Origin of the sequence: Sulfitobacter sp., from assembly GCF_039977885.1 — a bacterium.
Classification (GTDB): Bacteria; Pseudomonadota; Alphaproteobacteria; order Rhodobacterales; family Rhodobacteraceae; genus Sulfitobacter.
Map to the genome: position 1 here is coordinate 641689 of NZ_JBDWCI010000020.1, position 15090 is coordinate 656778.

18 protein-coding genes are annotated in these 15090 nt (G+C 57.6%); 6 read left to right on the forward strand and 12 right to left on the reverse strand.

Going from position 1 to position 15090, the window contains the following annotated elements:
- Window positions 1-58 precede the first annotated feature (58 nt).
- The 6 genes from ABJM03_RS16780 to ABJM03_RS16805 form a co-directional block, all read right to left on the reverse strand.
- Entirely contained in the window at window positions 59-997 is a 939-nt protein-coding gene (locus tag ABJM03_RS16780; protein ID WP_348418988.1) for an alpha/beta hydrolase, read from the reverse strand.
- Window positions 994-1914, reverse strand: coding sequence for an ornithine cyclodeaminase (locus ABJM03_RS16785; RefSeq protein ID WP_348418989.1), 921 nt, complete (start codon window positions 1912-1914; stop codon window positions 994-996). Before ABJM03_RS16785 ends, ABJM03_RS16780 begins: the two co-directional genes overlap by 4 nt.
- Window positions 1911-2531: an HAD-IA family hydrolase gene (locus ABJM03_RS16790; RefSeq protein ID WP_348418990.1), complete on the reverse strand. Its 621-nt coding sequence runs from the start codon at window positions 2529-2531 to the stop codon at window positions 1911-1913. Before ABJM03_RS16790 ends, ABJM03_RS16785 begins: the two co-directional genes overlap by 4 nt.
- A 44-nt stretch (window positions 2532-2575) precedes the next feature.
- On the reverse strand, window positions 2576-3028 hold the full coding sequence (locus ABJM03_RS16795) for a YaiI/YqxD family protein (RefSeq protein ID WP_348418991.1): 453 nt from the start codon (window positions 3026-3028) through the stop codon (window positions 2576-2578).
- Window positions 3025-3858 carry an S-formylglutathione hydrolase gene (gene fghA, locus ABJM03_RS16800; protein ID WP_348418992.1) on the reverse strand — a complete coding sequence of 278 codons (834 nt, stop codon included), beginning with the start codon at window positions 3856-3858 and terminating at the stop codon, window positions 3025-3027. Before fghA ends, ABJM03_RS16795 begins: the two co-directional genes overlap by 4 nt.
- Before the next feature lie 68 nt (window positions 3859-3926).
- On the reverse strand, window positions 3927-4856 hold the full coding sequence (locus tag ABJM03_RS16805; RefSeq protein ID WP_348418993.1) for an AEC family transporter: 930 nt from the start codon (window positions 4854-4856) through the stop codon (window positions 3927-3929).
- A 164-nt stretch (window positions 4857-5020) separates the two neighbouring features.
- Between ABJM03_RS16805 and ABJM03_RS16810 the strand changes: the two genes are divergently transcribed.
- The 4 genes from ABJM03_RS16810 (at window position 5021) to ABJM03_RS16825 (ending at window position 7138) form a co-directional block, all read left to right on the forward strand.
- Entirely contained in the window at window positions 5021-5644 is a 624-nt protein-coding gene (locus tag ABJM03_RS16810) for a TetR/AcrR family transcriptional regulator (RefSeq protein WP_348418994.1), read from the forward strand.
- Complete coding sequence (locus tag ABJM03_RS16815; protein WP_348418995.1) at window positions 5641-5916, forward strand: I78 family peptidase inhibitor; 276 nt, start codon at window positions 5641-5643, stop codon at window positions 5914-5916. Before ABJM03_RS16810 ends, ABJM03_RS16815 begins: the two co-directional genes overlap by 4 nt.
- Before the next feature lie 64 nt (window positions 5917-5980).
- Window positions 5981-6688, forward strand: a complete 708-nt coding sequence (locus tag ABJM03_RS16820) for a haloacid dehalogenase type II (protein WP_348418996.1) — start codon at window positions 5981-5983, stop codon at window positions 6686-6688.
- 96 nt (window positions 6689-6784) lie between these two features.
- Window positions 6785-7138, forward strand: a complete 354-nt coding sequence (locus tag ABJM03_RS16825) for a DUF2794 domain-containing protein (RefSeq protein ID WP_348418997.1) — start codon at window positions 6785-6787, stop codon at window positions 7136-7138.
- A 17-nt stretch (window positions 7139-7155) separates the two neighbouring features.
- Here ABJM03_RS16825 and ABJM03_RS16830 read toward each other — a convergent pair whose 3' ends face one another.
- From ABJM03_RS16830 to ABJM03_RS16840, 3 genes are all read right to left on the reverse strand, one after another.
- Window positions 7156-7947: an NlpC/P60 family protein gene (locus ABJM03_RS16830; RefSeq protein WP_348418998.1), complete on the reverse strand. Its 792-nt coding sequence runs from the start codon at window positions 7945-7947 to the stop codon at window positions 7156-7158.
- Entirely contained in the window at window positions 7944-9326 is a 1383-nt protein-coding gene (locus ABJM03_RS16835) for a leucyl aminopeptidase family protein (RefSeq protein WP_348418999.1), read from the reverse strand. Before ABJM03_RS16835 ends, ABJM03_RS16830 begins: the two co-directional genes overlap by 4 nt.
- Window positions 9327-9398: 72 nt before the next feature.
- Window positions 9399-9779 carry a hypothetical protein gene (locus ABJM03_RS16840; protein WP_348419000.1) on the reverse strand — a complete coding sequence of 127 codons (381 nt, stop codon included), beginning with the start codon at window positions 9777-9779 and terminating at the stop codon, window positions 9399-9401.
- Window positions 9780-9925: 146 nt separating this feature from the next.
- Here ABJM03_RS16840 and ABJM03_RS16845 point away from each other — a divergent pair, with 146 nt between their 5' ends.
- Window positions 9926-10576, forward strand: a complete 651-nt coding sequence (locus tag ABJM03_RS16845; RefSeq protein WP_348419001.1) for a carbonic anhydrase — start codon at window positions 9926-9928, stop codon at window positions 10574-10576.
- 138 nt (window positions 10577-10714) lie between these two features.
- Window positions 10715-11389, forward strand: coding sequence for a hypothetical protein (locus ABJM03_RS16850; protein WP_348419002.1), 675 nt, complete (start codon window positions 10715-10717; stop codon window positions 11387-11389).
- A 16-nt stretch (window positions 11390-11405) separates the two neighbouring features.
- On the opposite strand, the gene ABJM03_RS16855 is transcribed toward ABJM03_RS16850, so the two are convergent.
- From ABJM03_RS16855 to ABJM03_RS16865, 3 genes are all read right to left on the reverse strand, one after another.
- Complete coding sequence (locus ABJM03_RS16855; protein WP_348419003.1) at window positions 11406-13019, reverse strand: DUF4139 domain-containing protein; 1614 nt, start codon at window positions 13017-13019, stop codon at window positions 11406-11408.
- A gap of 103 nt (window positions 13020-13122) precedes the next feature.
- Window positions 13123-14145 carry an aspartate-semialdehyde dehydrogenase gene (locus ABJM03_RS16860; protein ID WP_348419004.1) on the reverse strand — a complete coding sequence of 341 codons (1023 nt, stop codon included), beginning with the start codon at window positions 14143-14145 and terminating at the stop codon, window positions 13123-13125.
- 140 nt (window positions 14146-14285) lie between these two features.
- Window positions 14286-15062, reverse strand: a complete 777-nt coding sequence (locus ABJM03_RS16865) for an HpcH/HpaI aldolase/citrate lyase family protein (protein ID WP_348419005.1) — start codon at window positions 15060-15062, stop codon at window positions 14286-14288.
- Window positions 15063-15090 lie beyond the last annotated feature (28 nt).

A 15090-nucleotide genomic window follows, 5' to 3' on the forward strand; every position in this document is an offset into this window, starting at 1 on the left:
GCGCGATTGAAAAGCGTATCTGCATTCGGGCAGGTCAGTTTGACTAGGGATCATGGCGTCAATCGTCCGCTTCGGGGGCGGGCAAAAACGCTGCGATATGGGGTAAAAGCCGGTCTGCATGGCTATAGGGGAGCCCGTGGCCCGCGTCCTCGATGACTTCATGCAGGGCATCGCGGTTCCACACGGCAAGCTGGCCCATGGCGCTGGCGGGGATGACAGCGTCTTCGGCACCCCACAAGGCGAGCAGGGGCAGCTTGTTGCGCCGCAGGGAGAGGTGCTCGCCCTCCATGGGGCGGCGCAGGATGCCCCGCAAGCTTGATAGAACGGCGGGGACAAACCCACGGTAGTCCAGTTGGGCACGTTGTCCCTCGGCGATAAGGGGTGTGGCCTGCCCCCGTGTTGTTTCGGTTTGGATCCCGCAGCGCATCTGGAAAGGGTAGGCCGCCAGCATCAGCCATGCGCCCAATAGGCCCCGATCACGGATAAACCGGACCAATGGTGTGGTCGATAGATGCATGCCCGCAGGGGCCAGCAAAACCAATCTGCGGACCCGCCCCGGATGTGCCGCGGCAAAGCCCGCCGCGATGGCAGCGCCCATAGAATAACCGATCATATGAAAGGGGGCTTCGATCTTCAGGTGCTCGAGGAGATCCTCAAGCTGATCGGTAAAAAATGCCTTTGTTTGGGCACCCTTGGGCCGGTCGGAGTAGCCGCGCCCGTAAAGGTCATAAACCAATATACGAAACCCCATACCGGCCAATCCCTTGGCTAGAGGGGCCCAGACAAAGCTTGGTGTTGTCAGCCCGTGCACACAGACGATCAGGGGGCCATCGACGGGGCCGCTTTGATGGTAGTGGGTTACGCCCTTCGGGAGTTCGGCGAATTTACCGGGGGCCGAACCGCGCCGCCCGTCACACATCACCGTCCGGTAATGTTCGCGCAAGAACGGGCCGATTGCGATGCCTGCAACCGCAATCAAAACGAGCAGCCAGATCACTTAGCGGCCTGCCACTGGGACAGGATGTAGCGGCTTGTCATCAGATCCAGATGTGCGCCACCGCCGTTTTTGCAGATTGTAATCTCATCGTCGGACTGCCGTTTGAACGCGGGTAGGTCGTAATAATCGGCGATGATATGATCACGGGAAATGGCACCGGTCTCCAATGGGGTTTTGATCTCCCCTATGTGGCCCAAGGTGGTGTCGAAACTGTCCACGAACAGGCGTGCGCGTTGAAGAGCTATGTCATCGACTTCGCGCATATCGGGGCGATAGGCTCCGATCAGGTCCAGATGGGTGCCGGGCTGAAGCCATGCGCCTTTGATGATCGGCGAGGTGCTCATCGTGGCGGTGCCGATAATATGCGCCGCACGCACAGCCTGCTCCAGATCATCGGCGATTGTGATGTGGGGCAGGCGGGCGGCAAGCGCCTCTGCACTGGTACGGGTGCGGCTCCAGACGGTAAAGCGCGCGGCAGGGAAGGCTGCGGAATAAGCGTCATGCAAGGACTGCGCCACAGTGCCCGCCCCGATCAGCAGGATGTTGGTTGCATCAGGGCGCGCAAGGCGGCGCGCCGCCAAAAGGCTATCACCTGCGGTTTTCCATTTTGTGACGAGATGGAAGTCTATGATCGCTTCCAACACGCCGTCGTCGTCGGCATAAAGGCTTACACCTCCGTTGATGTTGGGTTTGCCCTTTGCGGCATTGCCGGGAAAAACCGTCGCGGATTTTACGGCCATACCCATCCCGTCGATCCAGGCCGCGCGGCTAAGCAGGGTATCGGGGTCGCGGTAAAGAAATGTATCGCCGATTTCGGCGCGTGGCAGGCTATGGCCCGCGGCCAGTGCATCGGTCAACGCAATCCAGTCGAGAAGCTTTTCGCCCGCATCGAAAGGAATGAAAGGGATCTGGCTCATTGTGCTTGGTCCGCGGCAAGAAGTCCTTCGGAGACAAGGCGATCGGACCAACCTTGCGCACCTTCGAACAGATGAGTTTGCCAGCCGCGCGCTGCAGCGGCGGCAATATTATCGGCACGGTCGTCGGTGAAAATAAGCTCAGCACCTGACAGGCCGGTTGCCTGTTCAAGCATCTCGTAAATGCGTGCATCAGGTTTGATGACACCCATGTGTCCCGAGATGAAATCACGGTCAAATGCTTTCAGGAAAGCGTATTTTCTTGAGGCGATGACGTAGGTTTCGATCCCGAAGTTGGTAAGGGAAAACACCGGCACGCCCCGCGCCTGAAGCGCAGCCATGAGGCGGACAGAATGTTCGATCGCGGGGCTTGCCATGTCGAGCCAGCGGTCATGCCAGATGGCAAGCTCTGCCTTGAATGCAGGGTGCAAGGCAGCAGTTTCAGTCAGCACAGCAGTAAAATTCTCGCCGCTGTCCACGCGGTCGTTCATGGCGTGTAGATCAATGGCCGCAAATAGGTCGCGGCGTTTGGCCTCTCCGATTTGACTGTCAAAAAACCGCTCGGGCTGCCATTCGATCAGGACATTGCCAATGTCAAAAACCACAGCTTTGGGTGTCATGCTTTATCCTCTCAACGGGCGCGGCAATTTTGCCGGTCGGGCTGTTACAGCTTTTGCGCAGCCCTGATTTCACGCTCTAACGCCTCAAGAAAGCGGGAGCGGTCTGCTTTTGTAAAGCCTTTGCCGCCGCCTTGCCGAAAGGGGTCAGCGGCGCGTAGGTCGGTCATCAGATCGCGGGTGGCCAGAACGTTGCCGATATTGGCCTGAGTGAGCGCCTCGCCGTTGTGCTTGATCACGCGGGCGCCGGCTTCGACACATTTGGCGGCCAGCGGAATGTCACCGGTCACGACGACATCACCGCGCCCGCAGCGCTCGGCGATCCACATGTCGGCCACATCGGGGCCATCAGGCACAATGACAGTCTCTACATACGGGTTTTGCGAAGGGCGCAGACCACCGTTCGAGACCACAAACATCTTGATCTTGTGGCGCGTGGTCACCCGCTCGGCCTCTTCTTTGACCGGGCAGGCGTCCGCGTCGATGTAAAGTGCCGTCATGCGGACCACAGCGCTTCGGCGTGGAAGGTCACGTGGTCTTCCATAAAAGAGGCGATGAAGAAATAGCTGTGATCATAGCCGGGTTGCATGCGGAAGGTGCCGTTCTGCCGGCGTTTGGCCATTGCTGCGCTCAGCGCTTCGGGTTGCAGCAGCTCAAGGAACTGATCGTCAGTGCCCTGATCAATCAATACAGGCCCGTCAAAGCCCTTTTCCTGCATCAGTAAGGTCGCATCATGGGCGGTCCAATTTGCCTCATCCTCGCCCAGATAGGCAGCCATTTGTTTGCGGCCCCAATCACTGGCGGTGGGGTGCGCAATCGGCGCAAAGGCCGAGACAGAGGCAAAGCGCCCGGGCAGGGACATCGCCAGCGTCAGCGCACCATGGCCGCCCATGGAGTGGCCGGTGATTGCTTGGCGGTCCATATCCACAGGGAAGTGTTCGGTAAGCAGGGCGGGCAGTTCGTCTGCGATATAGCTCCACATTTGAAAATGGGGCTTCCATGGGTCTTGGGTTGCGTTCACATAGAAACCGGCACCTTGGCCCAGATCATAGGCTTCGTCGTTGGCGACATTTTCGCCGCGCGGTGAGGTGTCAGGATAGACCAGCGCGATGCCCTGCTCAGCGGCCCAAGCCTGTGCGCCAGCTTTGACCATCGCATTTTCATGAGTGCAGGTCAGGCCGGAAAGGAACCACAATACCGGTACAGGTCCATCTGCCGCTTCGGCAGGTAGGAACAGGGCAAAAGTCATGTCACATGCACAGGCCGCCGAGCTATGTTTGATGACATGCTGCGTACCGCCAAAGCAGGCATTGGTTGAAAGCGTTTCCATGGAGGTTCCTTATAATAGGGTCGGTTATGGCTACCGAGCGCGTGCCCGAGGGGCAAGAGGGGATGCGCCTAGGGTGCGGTCAGCCATGCGATGCATAGGCTAAGTGTTACAATGCTAAGCGCTGTAGAGACAAGGATCGCCGCCGAAGCGCGTTGCGGTGCGATGCCATAGTGTTGTGCCAGCATATAGACATTACCGGCAACGGGCAGGGCCGCGGCCGAAGTGATGACCATGGCCTGATAAGGGTCTACCTTGAACAGGATAAAACACGCAAAACCCACAAACAGGGGATGCAGCACCAGCTTGCAAAAGCTGAGCCAACCGGCGACTGATAAACGCTCGGCTGATTTCAAAGCAAGCGACGCCCCGATGGCAAACAGGGCTCCGGGTGTGGCTGCGGCACCAAGCAGGTCCAGAAATTCATTCAACGGCACGGGAATCGGGATTTTCAGACCCGACCAAAGCAACCCCAGCGTGATCGCGACGATCATCGGGTTTTTCAACAGCCCAAGACCCACGGGGCGCAATACGGCCCAGCTTAACTGTCCGTCCCGCGAGCCGGTGATCAAAATCACAATAAGCGAAGAGAAGACAATCAGATCAATCGCCAAGGCCGTCATCACAGGGCCAATCGCTTCGGCCCCCAAAAGCAGGGTCAGCATTGGCACGCCCAGAAAGCCGACATTGCCGATAACAGCGCATTGCGCCTCGATCGCGGTGATTTGCATGCTCACGCCACGCATGTAGCAAACGAGCGTGGCGAGGCCATACACAAACGCGGTGCCCCACAGGTAGGCCACAACCAGACGCGTGTTCCAGACATCAGCGAACGAGAGGTTGGCAGAAAACCGGAACAGCATAGCCGAAAGCGCAAAGTAAAAGATGAATTTTGTCAAATAGGCCGTCGCCTCGGCCGTGAAAAACCGCGTGCGACCGGCCCAGTATCCAACGGCGATAAGGGCGAAAAACGGGAGTGTCTTGAGGAAGATCGCAATCATATTAAACAGATAGCTTGGCGCAGTACCTCAAGCTAGAGTAAATTCGCTTTCATCAGCGGACCAGTTTCTATCTACCGGAGGGTGTATCCCGAATGTGAACGATATTCACTCTTGGAAGTGAACCGTTCAGTTTATATGCTGAACATTCCTCTTCAGGAGCCACCATGACCGATACTGTCGCCAAAGGACCTATTCAGCGGGGCCGCAAATACGAACAGCTGCTTGTTGGCGCGCGTGAGGTATTCATGGCAGATGGCTTTGAGGGGGCAAGCGTGGACGAAATCGCCCGCACGGCAGGCGTGTCTAAGGCCACCATGTACAAATATTTCCCCGACAAGCGGATGCTGTTTAGCGAAGTGGCCCAGAACGAATGCCAGCGACAGGCCAGTTCTGCTTTGGCGCGGATCGACCGCTCGGCCCCGCCCCGCGAAGTGTTGGGCGAAGTTGGCCGCACATTCCTGAGCTTTATCACCTCGAAATTGGGTGAGCAGATTTTTCGGATATGCGTGGCAGAGGCAGACCGGTTTCCGGATTTGGGTCGGCGGTTTTATGAAACAGGCCCCGCGGTGATGCGTGATGAAATGGTAGCCTATTTTGGAGAGGCTTGCGCGCGGGGGGAGTTGGTTGTGGGCGACTACGAGCTTGCGGCGGATCAATTCGGAGAGCTGTGCAAAGCCGATTTGTGGACACGGTTGATCTTTGGGGTGATCAAGGATGTAACAGTGCAGGACATTGATCGTGTGATTAACAGCGCGGTAGAGACATTTTTGGCGAGGTACGGAACATGAAATATACAATATTTGCAGGGCTTCTACTGGCAGGATGCAGCAACGCTCTCAGCACGACCCCAACAAGCGGCAGCAGCACAAACGCACCCGATACGTGCAACGCATCGGCGCATCAGCGTTTGATCGGTCTGGATGCGGCATCGGCGCTTGCCTTGCCAGAACCAAAGCGCCTTGCAGGCCCACATGATGTGGTAACCACAGACTTTAAACCTGCGCGCCTGAATGTAGGGCTGGATGACACGGACACGATTATTTCAGTCACCTGCGGGTAGCCGAACGCTTGGGCAGTGCTAATTTCGTGCTTAACACATGATTTTATGAGGAGGAGATGGCCCCATGTCTGATCCCGCGCCGGTTTCCACAATTGTTTTCGACGTCAACGAAACCCTGCTCGATATTACGACGCTTGAACCACTATTTGAGCGCCTGTTTGGCGATGCCGCGATGCTGCGCGCGTGGTTTGCAGAACTTGTTCTGTATTCTCAGGCGGTGACCTTGTCAGGCAAATACACCCCCTTTGGTGAGCTGGCAGGGGGTATTTTGCGCATGGTCGGAGAGAATAATTCAGTCGCGATTACGGACGCCGATATTTCAGAGCTCAAATCCTTGATTGTTTCTATGCCGGCTTATGTAGATGTGAAACCGGCGCTGGATAGGCTTCGTGCAGCGGGCTTTCAGCTGGTAACGCTGACGAACTCTGCGCCTTCTCCATCACCGACACCTCTTGAAAAGGCAGGCATAGCGGGGCTTTTCGATAGGCACTTCAGTGTTGCTGATGTTGAAAAATTCAAACCGCATCCGGACACCTATGACATGGTCGCAAAGGCGATGGGCGTGGAGCCGTCCGGGCTATGTATGGTCGCCTGTCACGTTTGGGACACCATCGGCGCGCAATCCGCGGGCTGGCAGGGGGCGCTTGTCACGCGGCCCAATAACAATGCCCTTCATGCGCCGAATGTGCCCACGCCCGATTTTATCAATAGTGATTTGGCCGCACTTGCAGGTCAGATCATCGATGCGAACACAGCAGCTGGTAAAGAGTGAGCCATTTGAGGCAAAGCGCTTTGATGTTCCCGATATCTAGGCAGTTTTACCCTTTAATGGCTTGATTTGCGCGTCATCCACCGCAAATCTGAAGATATGAGTATACCCACCTTTCCAAGTAACAGCCCGCAGGGAGGCATTCGCCCTGCTGAGCAAATAGCCTTTCACCGTACCGAGTTATCTGTGATCCTGTCGCTGTACGGGCGGATGGTCGCGGCGGGGGAATGGCGGGACTATGGCATATCATGTCTGCGCGAAGTCGCCGTTTTTTCGGTCTTTCGACGTACAGCAGAAATGCCGCTTTACCGGATTGAAAAACGGCCGAAATTGCGTAGCAAACAAGGCATGTATGCAGTTATCGGCCTGAATGGGCAGGTCCTCAAGCGGGGACATGACCTGAAATCGGTGTTGCGCGTGCTTGAGCGCAAGCTGATCCGCGCGGTGGACTAGCTTGCGCTGCAGGCTGATTATTGTGCGGTAGGCAGTCGGCGGTGTGCAGTGATTGGGCCGTCTGTTTCATCAATCCGCGCAATAGCATCTTCAATGGGTTCCAGAACACAGCCCATGGCATGCGCATTGGCGTGGATGACCGTTTCTTCGTCCCAGACAAGGGCCACGTGGCCTTTCCAGAACAGCAGGTCATTGCGCTGCGGTAGTGAACCATCAGGTAAAATTTCGCCAAGGGTGGCTTCTTGTAAGTCGCTGTCGCCGGGGCAGGGAATACCACAGGCCATGCAGGCGGCCTGAACCAGACCCGAGCAATCAATGCCCCAACGGCTGTTGCCGCCCCACAGATATGGCGTGTCGAGGTAAAGTGCCGCAACGCTTGCCGGATCGGTTTCCATGGCGTCGATCGGGGTCAGGTGCTTTTTACTGACAAAGCCATGTGTCGTGCGGATAAATCCGTCTTTTTCGTCAAGCATGGCCAATTTGCTGCCATGGCTGATGGCGCAGCGGTCAATGGATTTGAAATTGGCATTCTGGTAGCCGTGGCTTGAGGCGGCGCTGACCTTATGGGTCAGGGTTTGAGGCGCAGTCAGGGATGCGACACCAACATAGCCACAATAGCCGTCAGCGGCGGATTTAACATAGGCCCAGCCGTCTTCGCGCCACATCACGGTGACATCGGCCCCCATCAGCAATTGGCGATCGCGCGCGCCATTGGGTTTGCGCAGCAGGTTCACAACGCCCCGCCCGATTTGCGCGGCCTCATTCAGGCCGGTGCGGGTTGGGTCGGGGGTGATGCGAGGGTCGCTCATATGTCTAAAATCCTGTCGAGGGCGTGAAGCAATGCGCGTGTGCCTTGGCCCACGCCACCTTTGGCGCGTGCGGGCGCATCGCTGGGTTGCCAGCCGTATATGTCGAAGTGCGCATAGTTGCTACCCGTCACAAACCGTCGCAGGAACAGGGCCGCAGTGATGCAGCCGGCAAAGCCGCCCGCAGGCGCATTGTCCAGATCGGCAATTGCCGGCTCGATCATCGCTTCATAAGGCGTATGAAATGGCATGCGCCAGACCGGATCAGCCACTTGCGCGGCCGCAGTCTCGAGCGCGGAGACAAAGTTCTGGTCGTCGCTGAAGTAAGGGGCCAGATCAGGCCCAACCGCCACCCGCGCCGCGCCTGTCAGCGTCGCCATTGATATGATCTGATCCGGTGCTTCCTCATCGGCCAAGGCCAGCGCATCGGCCAGCACCAGACGGCCTTCAGCATCGGTATTGTTAATCTCGACCGTGAGACCCTTGCGGGAGGTCAGGATATCCTGCGGGCGAAAGGCGTTGGCCGAGACAGAGTTCTCAACCGCTGGGATTAACACGCGCAGACGTAGCTTTTGCTCTGTCGCCATGATCATATGCGCAAGGCCCAGCACCGCGGCTGCCCCGCCCATGTCTTTTTTCATCAACCCCATCGACCCACCGAGTTTGAGGTTGAGCCCGCCGGTGTCAAAGCACACGCCTTTACCAACCAGCGTGAGCGTCGGCCCTGAATCGCCCCACCGCATATCAATCAAACGTGGCGCGCGGTCCGCAGCGCGACCAACTGTGTGGATCAATGGTAGATTGGCAGCCAGTAAATCTTCGCCGGTGGTGACGTGAATGGTGGCACCGTGCCCTGTGGCCAAATCACGCGCGGCCTGTTCCAGATCGGGCGGGCCCATGTCATTGGCAGGTGTGTTGATCAGCGTACGGGTCAAGGCTTCGCCTGCAACGATTGCTTCGATTTGGGCTGCATTGACGCCCTCCGGGGCGATCAATTTTGCTTTCATCGGTTTGGCGGCTTTGTAGCGGTCAAAGCGGTATCCGCTCAACAACCAGCCTAACGCTTGCTCAGGTGCATCTTCCGCCGGCAAACCCTGCGCGATGCGGTAGGCCCCCGCAGGTAATTTCCCCGCAGCCGCGGCCAGCGCGAAACGCGTGCGGCGGCGCGTGACCTCACTGCCATAGCCAACGGCAGCGAGGGCGGGGTGTGTATCTGTGGCAGGCAAGCTTAACGTCTGGCCAATACCGCCCGTAAAATCGCAATCCCGCGCCCATGCGGCCGTGGCGGGTGGTAGTGTGTCGATCCACGCTTCGGCATCTTGTTGGGCCACAACATAAAGATCTATGGCATCGCTGCCGGGATCTGCAAAGCATAGAGACATGAGCGTAGGACCTTTCAGGCTAGTTAGGCTGCCTATCCAGACTATCCCATCCTACAGCCGCTGCAACCGTGCTCACAAACTCAGGTTTTCCATCGACCAGACCGCAGCCAACGACCGCTCACCGATGCGCAACATCCGCGACAGGGTCGCAGCAAGCGCCACATCATCCCTTATGTCGATACAATCCGTTACATCGCCTGCAGTCCGTGCCAACGTCGCCATGCCGATCTGGTCGGCAATCGCAATCAACGACCGTGCATGTTTGCGCAGTTGCATTTTGTTTTGCGCCCGCCACAGCGTGTCGCATTGCGACAAACGCACGGCGAGCTCCTCCATGGCACGGCACATCACGTTTTGCGCACCGGCATCTCCCAGCTGCGAAAACAACATATCCAGCCGCGCCTGATCCAATTGCACAGACTCGGATAAACGGATTTTAAAGATCTCACACATCACTCACCCCTTAAAAAGCCCCCACGGCTTTGGTCCTTATCCGTTACATGCGTTTTTAAATCCTTTCCCGCCAAGGGTCTTTTCTCTCGAATTAGGGGCGAATTCAGTCTATCTGGGTGCGAACATTAATACGGAGATTCCCTTCCATGAAAGAAGTAAAGCCACTTCCTAGCTATCTGGTTCAGCGTTATCATGGCTGGAAAGCGACAACGTACAAAGAAAACAGCTCGTGGTATCGCAAATTGGCGAGCGAGGGTCAGCACCCGCGGGCGATGGTGATCTCTTGCTGTGACAGCCGTGTGCATGTCACATCAATCTTCGGGGCCGATCAGGGCGAATTCTTTATTCACCGGAATATCGCGGCACTGGTGCCCGCGTTCGAGCCCGATGGCGCGCATCACGGTACATCCGCGGCTGTGGAATATGCCGTAGAGGTGTTGAAGGTCTCGCATTTGATCGTGCTTGGCCACTCCAGCTGTGGTGGGGTGTTGGGCTGTAAGGATATGTGCAGCGGCAACGCGCCCGAGCTGGACGCAAAAGACAGCTTTGTCGGGCGTTGGATGGATATCCTGCGGCCCAAATATGAACTGGTCAAAGATATTGCAGATAGTGCCGAACAAGTCCGCCAGCTTGAAAAGCTTGCTGTTGTGACATCGTTGGAGAATCTGATGACCTTCCCGTGGTTGGCCGAGAAAGTCGGCAGCGGCTCTTTGACACTGCACGGCCTATGGACGGATATCGGTGAAGGCGGTCTGGAATATTACGATCCGGCATTGACCGAATTCGCCGCTGTTTGAGGCAATCCGGAACGCTAATCTAGCAACGGGTAAGTAGTTGCCTGAATTCTTGAGCCTTGCGGGGCGCGGGTTGTGTGACGTGTTGAGGGCTGAACGCTTTTAACGCGTCATTAACCAACTCGGACGCAGGGTTCGGGTATGGATTTGGAATCAGTGACCCTTAAACTACCGCGTGACCTGTTGTCAGGTGCGCAGCGTGTTGCAACAGCGCGTGACGTGACCATCGGGCATATGGTGCGTGTCTTGCTGAAACGGGAAGTCGATCGGCAGCTGTCTGGCAAGACCCGCGATGCAGGGCCTGACGCGCGGCTTCTTGCTGCTGTGCAGGCGCTCCTCGCACGGGACTTTGCGGAGGCAAAAGACTGGGCGGATCTACAGAAGCGTCTGCGCCCGCACGGCTATGAGTTGCAGCCGGCAGGTGGCGGGGCCGTTTTGTATAAATCGAGCTGCAACACCCGCGTGTGCAAAGCATCCGAATTGGGATTTTCCTATGGCATGTTAGTTGAGCGGTTTGGCAGCCATATCCCCGGCCATCAGCCGGTGAAAAGCGCGGCCTGCATCATGCCAGCAGGGCGCATAGATCAGACCCGTAAGGCGGTTATCACCCGCCATATCGCTGCCGCCAAAAGCTGGCCTGACCTGATAAATCGCCTTGCGATTGAGGGGATGGAGCTGCGTGCATTGGGGGATGAGATCGGCATCTATGCGAGTACGACGGGCCGCCACCTGTGCAATACAGCTGATGTAGGGGCAACCTGTGGCGGGTTGACCCAGCGTTTTGGGTCTAAACTACCCGGAACCGGGGCCATTTAAGGACGCGCGCAATTGCTCAGCGTAGGATCTTGCCCTCTGGCCAGCGGATGGTTTGCTCTACTTTAATCTCCTGCGTGGCACCTGCATCCAGCGCAAGGTTCCACTGCATCAATCCGCGACGATCATCCACATTCTGTACGTCTATCGCAGGGGTGCCGCCCAGCTCGACAATCAGATCGTCTTGTTCGCTGTAGGGCACTGCATCCAGAACTTCGACATCCCACGCCTGTGCGCCCAGATTTTCAAGGGTCATAAGAACCTCCTGAACCTGCGCATTGCTGCGGCTGATAAACCCGCGATCGCCTTCGCTGAGGTCCAGAACCGAGCGGGTCAGCCGGATGTCCTCGAGCGGGCCAAAGGCTTGCACGATTGACCCTCCGGCAGGTACGGATTCAAAATGCGTCTGGCCCACCAGTGCCCCGTCCACAAAAAGTCGGGCGATAGGAGCCGCCAAAAGTGGTTCCTTGGACGAATTTGTGCCCTCGGCCATCAAAAAGGCGGTGGTGTCAGAGGCAGGCACTGCGCGGGCAAACACGCGGGCATCGAATGCCAGTGCATCCAACGGGATGCGGGCGGCCTCAGCGCTATGGGCTAATGTGACAGGCTTTGGCACGGGATAGCGCACACCGATGCCGTCGAACTGGGCTACTGGGCTCAACTCTGCCTTGAGCGCAGGGGCGGGAGCGTCAGCGGCTGCAAAATCCGCCGAGAGACTACGGCGGATGGCTTGGGCTGCTTGCTTGTCTTGAAACTGGATTCGACGGGGGTAAAGCTCGGAGGGGCGCAGCTTTCCACTGGGCGAGAGGGTCGACAGAGTCAGCTCTACAGCTTGCCAGTTCTCACCGCTGTTTTGTGATACGCGCGCCGCGCGGCGAAGGGTCAAGCCATCTGTATCACCGCGTTGCAGAAAGATATCATAGGTCGGCACCCATGAGGCCTGTACCGGATATTGGAGAGATACTTCTACCTCGCCGGCCTCTGCTACATCGACGGACAATGATAGCAGGGATTGCGCCTTTGCCGGAGGTGTCAAAGCAGTCAATGCATCCTGCGCGTCCTTCAATGCCTGAGTGAGTTCAGGACGGCCTTCCTCGACGGTGCGGGCCGCACGTTGGGCATCGATCTGCGCCTGTGTTGCGATCAAGGTCTGCGTCTGGATCATCTGGGCCAGTTCTGCCAGCGCGTCGGGCTCAGGGGGAAGTGTCCGGCTGTTTCCAAGGTCGCTGAGGAATTTTAGCCGCGCCGTGGCTGCCGTTTCGGCAAGGCTGGCATCCTGTTTTGCATCGTCCAGATCGCGTAAGGCGCGTTTGGCCTGTTCGATGCGTTCCTTGGCGGCAAGCACCTGTGCGCTGTCGGGGTCGGGCTGTGGGGGCAGCGCATCTGTCCGCAACCGTGTCGCGGTGAGCTGCGCACCACTAACCGCGACACGCAGGCTGTTTGCTTCAACCCATTTTGGTAAATCGGCCAGTATCAAGTCATGTGTGCCGCTTCCGACTTCAATGCTGACCACCCGCGACACCATAGCAAAATCGGGATAAACGGTTGCTGCGGTGGGCGCAGAGGGCAGGGTAAATGTCTCGGCCGTGACGGTGACAGGCAGGGTGGCAAGGATCAGGGCAAAGATGCGCATAGGGTGGTTCCTTTTGGTATTGCCCCGATCATGCAATGCAAAAGCCCAAAGAAAAAGGGGCACCCGAATGGGCACCCCTTTGCAGTATCGTGATGGGCGGAAATCAGCCCTTCTTGAGCACTTCGCGGCCCAGCAGTTCTGCGATTTGTACCGCGTTGAGCGCGGCACCCTTGCGCAGGTTGTCCGACACACACCACAGGTTAATGCCGTTATCAATTGTGCTGTCCTGACGGATGCGGCTGATAAAGGTTGCGTAATCGCCCACACATTCGATCGGCGTGACGTAGCCACCGGCCTCACGCTTGTCGATGACCATGATGCCGGGGGCTTCGCGCAGGATGTCGCGGGCTTCGTTTTCGTCAAGGTGGTCTTCGAATTCGATGTTGATCGATTCGGCATGGCCCACAAAGACAGGCACACGCACGCAGGTCGCGGTGACTTTGATTTTTGTGTCGACGATCTTTTTCGTCTCCACCATCATCTTCCACTCTTCTTTGGTGTCGCCGCTGTCCATGAACACGTCGATCTGCGGGATCACGTTAAACGCAATCTGCTTTTGGAACTTGTTCGGGGGCACATCTGTGACGGGGTTGTAGATGCTCTTGGTCTGATCCCAAAGCTCGTCTGCGCCTTCCTTCCCCGAGCCGGAAACCGACTGGTAGGTGCTGACGACAACGCGCTTTACCGTGGCACGATCATGCAGCGGCTTGAGCGCGACAACCATCTGCGCAGTCGAGCAGTTAGGGTTCGCAATGATGTTTTTGTTCTTATAATCGTGGATTGCCTGAGGGTTCACCTCTGGCACGATCAGCGGAATATCGGCATCATACCGGTAGAGCGACGAGTTATCGATCACCACGCAGCCCGCCTTGGCGGCGATGGGCGCGTATTTCGCGGTCGCTTCGGAACCCACAGCAAACAACGCCATGTCCCAGCCCGTGAAATCGAACGTATCGAGGTCTTTCGTCGTGAGTGTCTTATCGCCAAAGCTGACTTCCGTACCCAGCGACCGACGGCTCGCCAAGGCTACAATTTCGTCCACAGGAAACTGGCGCTCGGCCAGGATGCTCAGCATTTCGCGGCCCACATTCCCAGTGGCACCCGCGATCACAACGCGATAACCCATCTCGTTTTCTCCAATATTGATGTTTGATGGTGCGGGCCTGTTATACCGCTTTGCGCCTCAAGGGAAGGGGCAGGCGATCAGGGCCGCGTTCAGGTCTTTGTGCGCAGCAAAGTAAACAGGCCGCTGCGCCGCACGCTTCGTCATGATTTGGTGGCTTGCCATTTTCGTGCCAATGCGCGGGCAGCCTGACCCAGCAGCAGGATATCGGCGCCAACGGCGACAAATTGCGCGCCTGCAGCGATGGCGTCATGGGTCATGCCATCGCGCATAGACAGGATGCCGGGCGCTTTGCCTGCGGCCTTGATCCGCGCGAGCGCATCCATGATCGCGGCCTGGACATCGGGATGATCGGCGTTCCCCATATGACCCATGTCAGCGGCCAGATCGGCAGGGCCGATGAACACACCATCAACGCCCTCAACCGCTAGAATCTCGTCCAGTGCCGCCATCCCGCGCAGGTTTTCGACCTGCACCAACAAGCAGATTTGAGCATCTGCCGTCGTGCCGTAATCCTCGATCACGCTGAAACGGGAGGCCCGCGCCAAGGCATAGCCGACACCACGGTCGCCATGGGGCGGGAAGGTCACATCGCGCACCAGTTGCCGTGCCTGATCCGCGCTTTCTACCATGGGGATCAAAACCGATTGCGCCCCTGCATCCAGAACCTGTTTGAGCATATATGTCTCGCCTACAGGCAGGCGTACCACGGGATGCGCATCGGTGCTGGCAACCGCCTGCAGTTGCGACAGGATTGATCGCAGGTCGTTCGGGCCGTGCTCGCCATCAAGCACCAACCAGTCAAAACCGGCTTGGCCCATCATTTCGGCAGGGAAGGCATCGCCAAGTCCTACCCAACACCCAAACTGCATCTCGCCCGCTTTGAGGGCCTTTTTGAACGGATTGACTGGGGCGGGCATAGGCTGTCCTTTCTAAGAGTGTCACGAC

Excerpts from the sequence above, each read along its gene's own strand:
- ABJM03_RS16785 (WP_348418989.1), bottom strand. The coding sequence starts at position 1,914 with ATGAGCCAGATCCCTTTCATTCCTTTCGATGCGGGCGAAAAGCTTCTC.
- ABJM03_RS16790 (WP_348418990.1), bottom strand. The coding sequence starts at position 2,531 with ATGACACCCAAAGCTGTGGTTTTTGACATTGGCAATGTCCTGATCGAA.
- ABJM03_RS16795 (WP_348418991.1), bottom strand. The coding sequence starts at position 3,028 with ATGACGGCACTTTACATCGACGCGGACGCCTGCCCGGTCAAAGAAGAG.
- fghA (WP_348418992.1), bottom strand. The coding sequence starts at position 3,858 with ATGGAAACGCTTTCAACCAATGCCTGCTTTGGCGGTACGCAGCATGTC.
- ABJM03_RS16805 (WP_348418993.1), bottom strand. The coding sequence starts at position 4,856 with ATGATTGCGATCTTCCTCAAGACACTCCCGTTTTTCGCCCTTATCGCC.
- ABJM03_RS16810 (WP_348418994.1), top strand. The coding sequence starts at position 5,021 with ATGACCGATACTGTCGCCAAAGGACCTATTCAGCGGGGCCGCAAATAC.
- ABJM03_RS16815 (WP_348418995.1), top strand. The coding sequence starts at position 5,641 with ATGAAATATACAATATTTGCAGGGCTTCTACTGGCAGGATGCAGCAAC.
- ABJM03_RS16820 (WP_348418996.1), top strand. The coding sequence starts at position 5,981 with ATGTCTGATCCCGCGCCGGTTTCCACAATTGTTTTCGACGTCAACGAA.
- ABJM03_RS16825 (WP_348418997.1), top strand. The coding sequence starts at position 6,785 with ATGAGTATACCCACCTTTCCAAGTAACAGCCCGCAGGGAGGCATTCGC.
- ABJM03_RS16830 (WP_348418998.1), bottom strand. The coding sequence starts at position 7,947 with ATGAGCGACCCTCGCATCACCCCCGACCCAACCCGCACCGGCCTGAAT.
- ABJM03_RS16835 (WP_348418999.1), bottom strand. The coding sequence starts at position 9,326 with ATGTCTCTATGCTTTGCAGATCCCGGCAGCGATGCCATAGATCTTTAT.
- ABJM03_RS16840 (WP_348419000.1), bottom strand. The coding sequence starts at position 9,779 with ATGTGTGAGATCTTTAAAATCCGTTTATCCGAGTCTGTGCAATTGGAT.
- ABJM03_RS16845 (WP_348419001.1), top strand. The coding sequence starts at position 9,926 with ATGAAAGAAGTAAAGCCACTTCCTAGCTATCTGGTTCAGCGTTATCAT.
- ABJM03_RS16850 (WP_348419002.1), top strand. The coding sequence starts at position 10,715 with ATGGATTTGGAATCAGTGACCCTTAAACTACCGCGTGACCTGTTGTCA.
- ABJM03_RS16855 (WP_348419003.1), bottom strand. The coding sequence starts at position 13,019 with ATGCGCATCTTTGCCCTGATCCTTGCCACCCTGCCTGTCACCGTCACG.
- ABJM03_RS16860 (WP_348419004.1), bottom strand. The coding sequence starts at position 14,145 with ATGGGTTATCGCGTTGTGATCGCGGGTGCCACTGGGAATGTGGGCCGC.
- ABJM03_RS16865 (WP_348419005.1), bottom strand. The coding sequence starts at position 15,062 with ATGCCCGCCCCAGTCAATCCGTTCAAAAAGGCCCTCAAAGCGGGCGAG.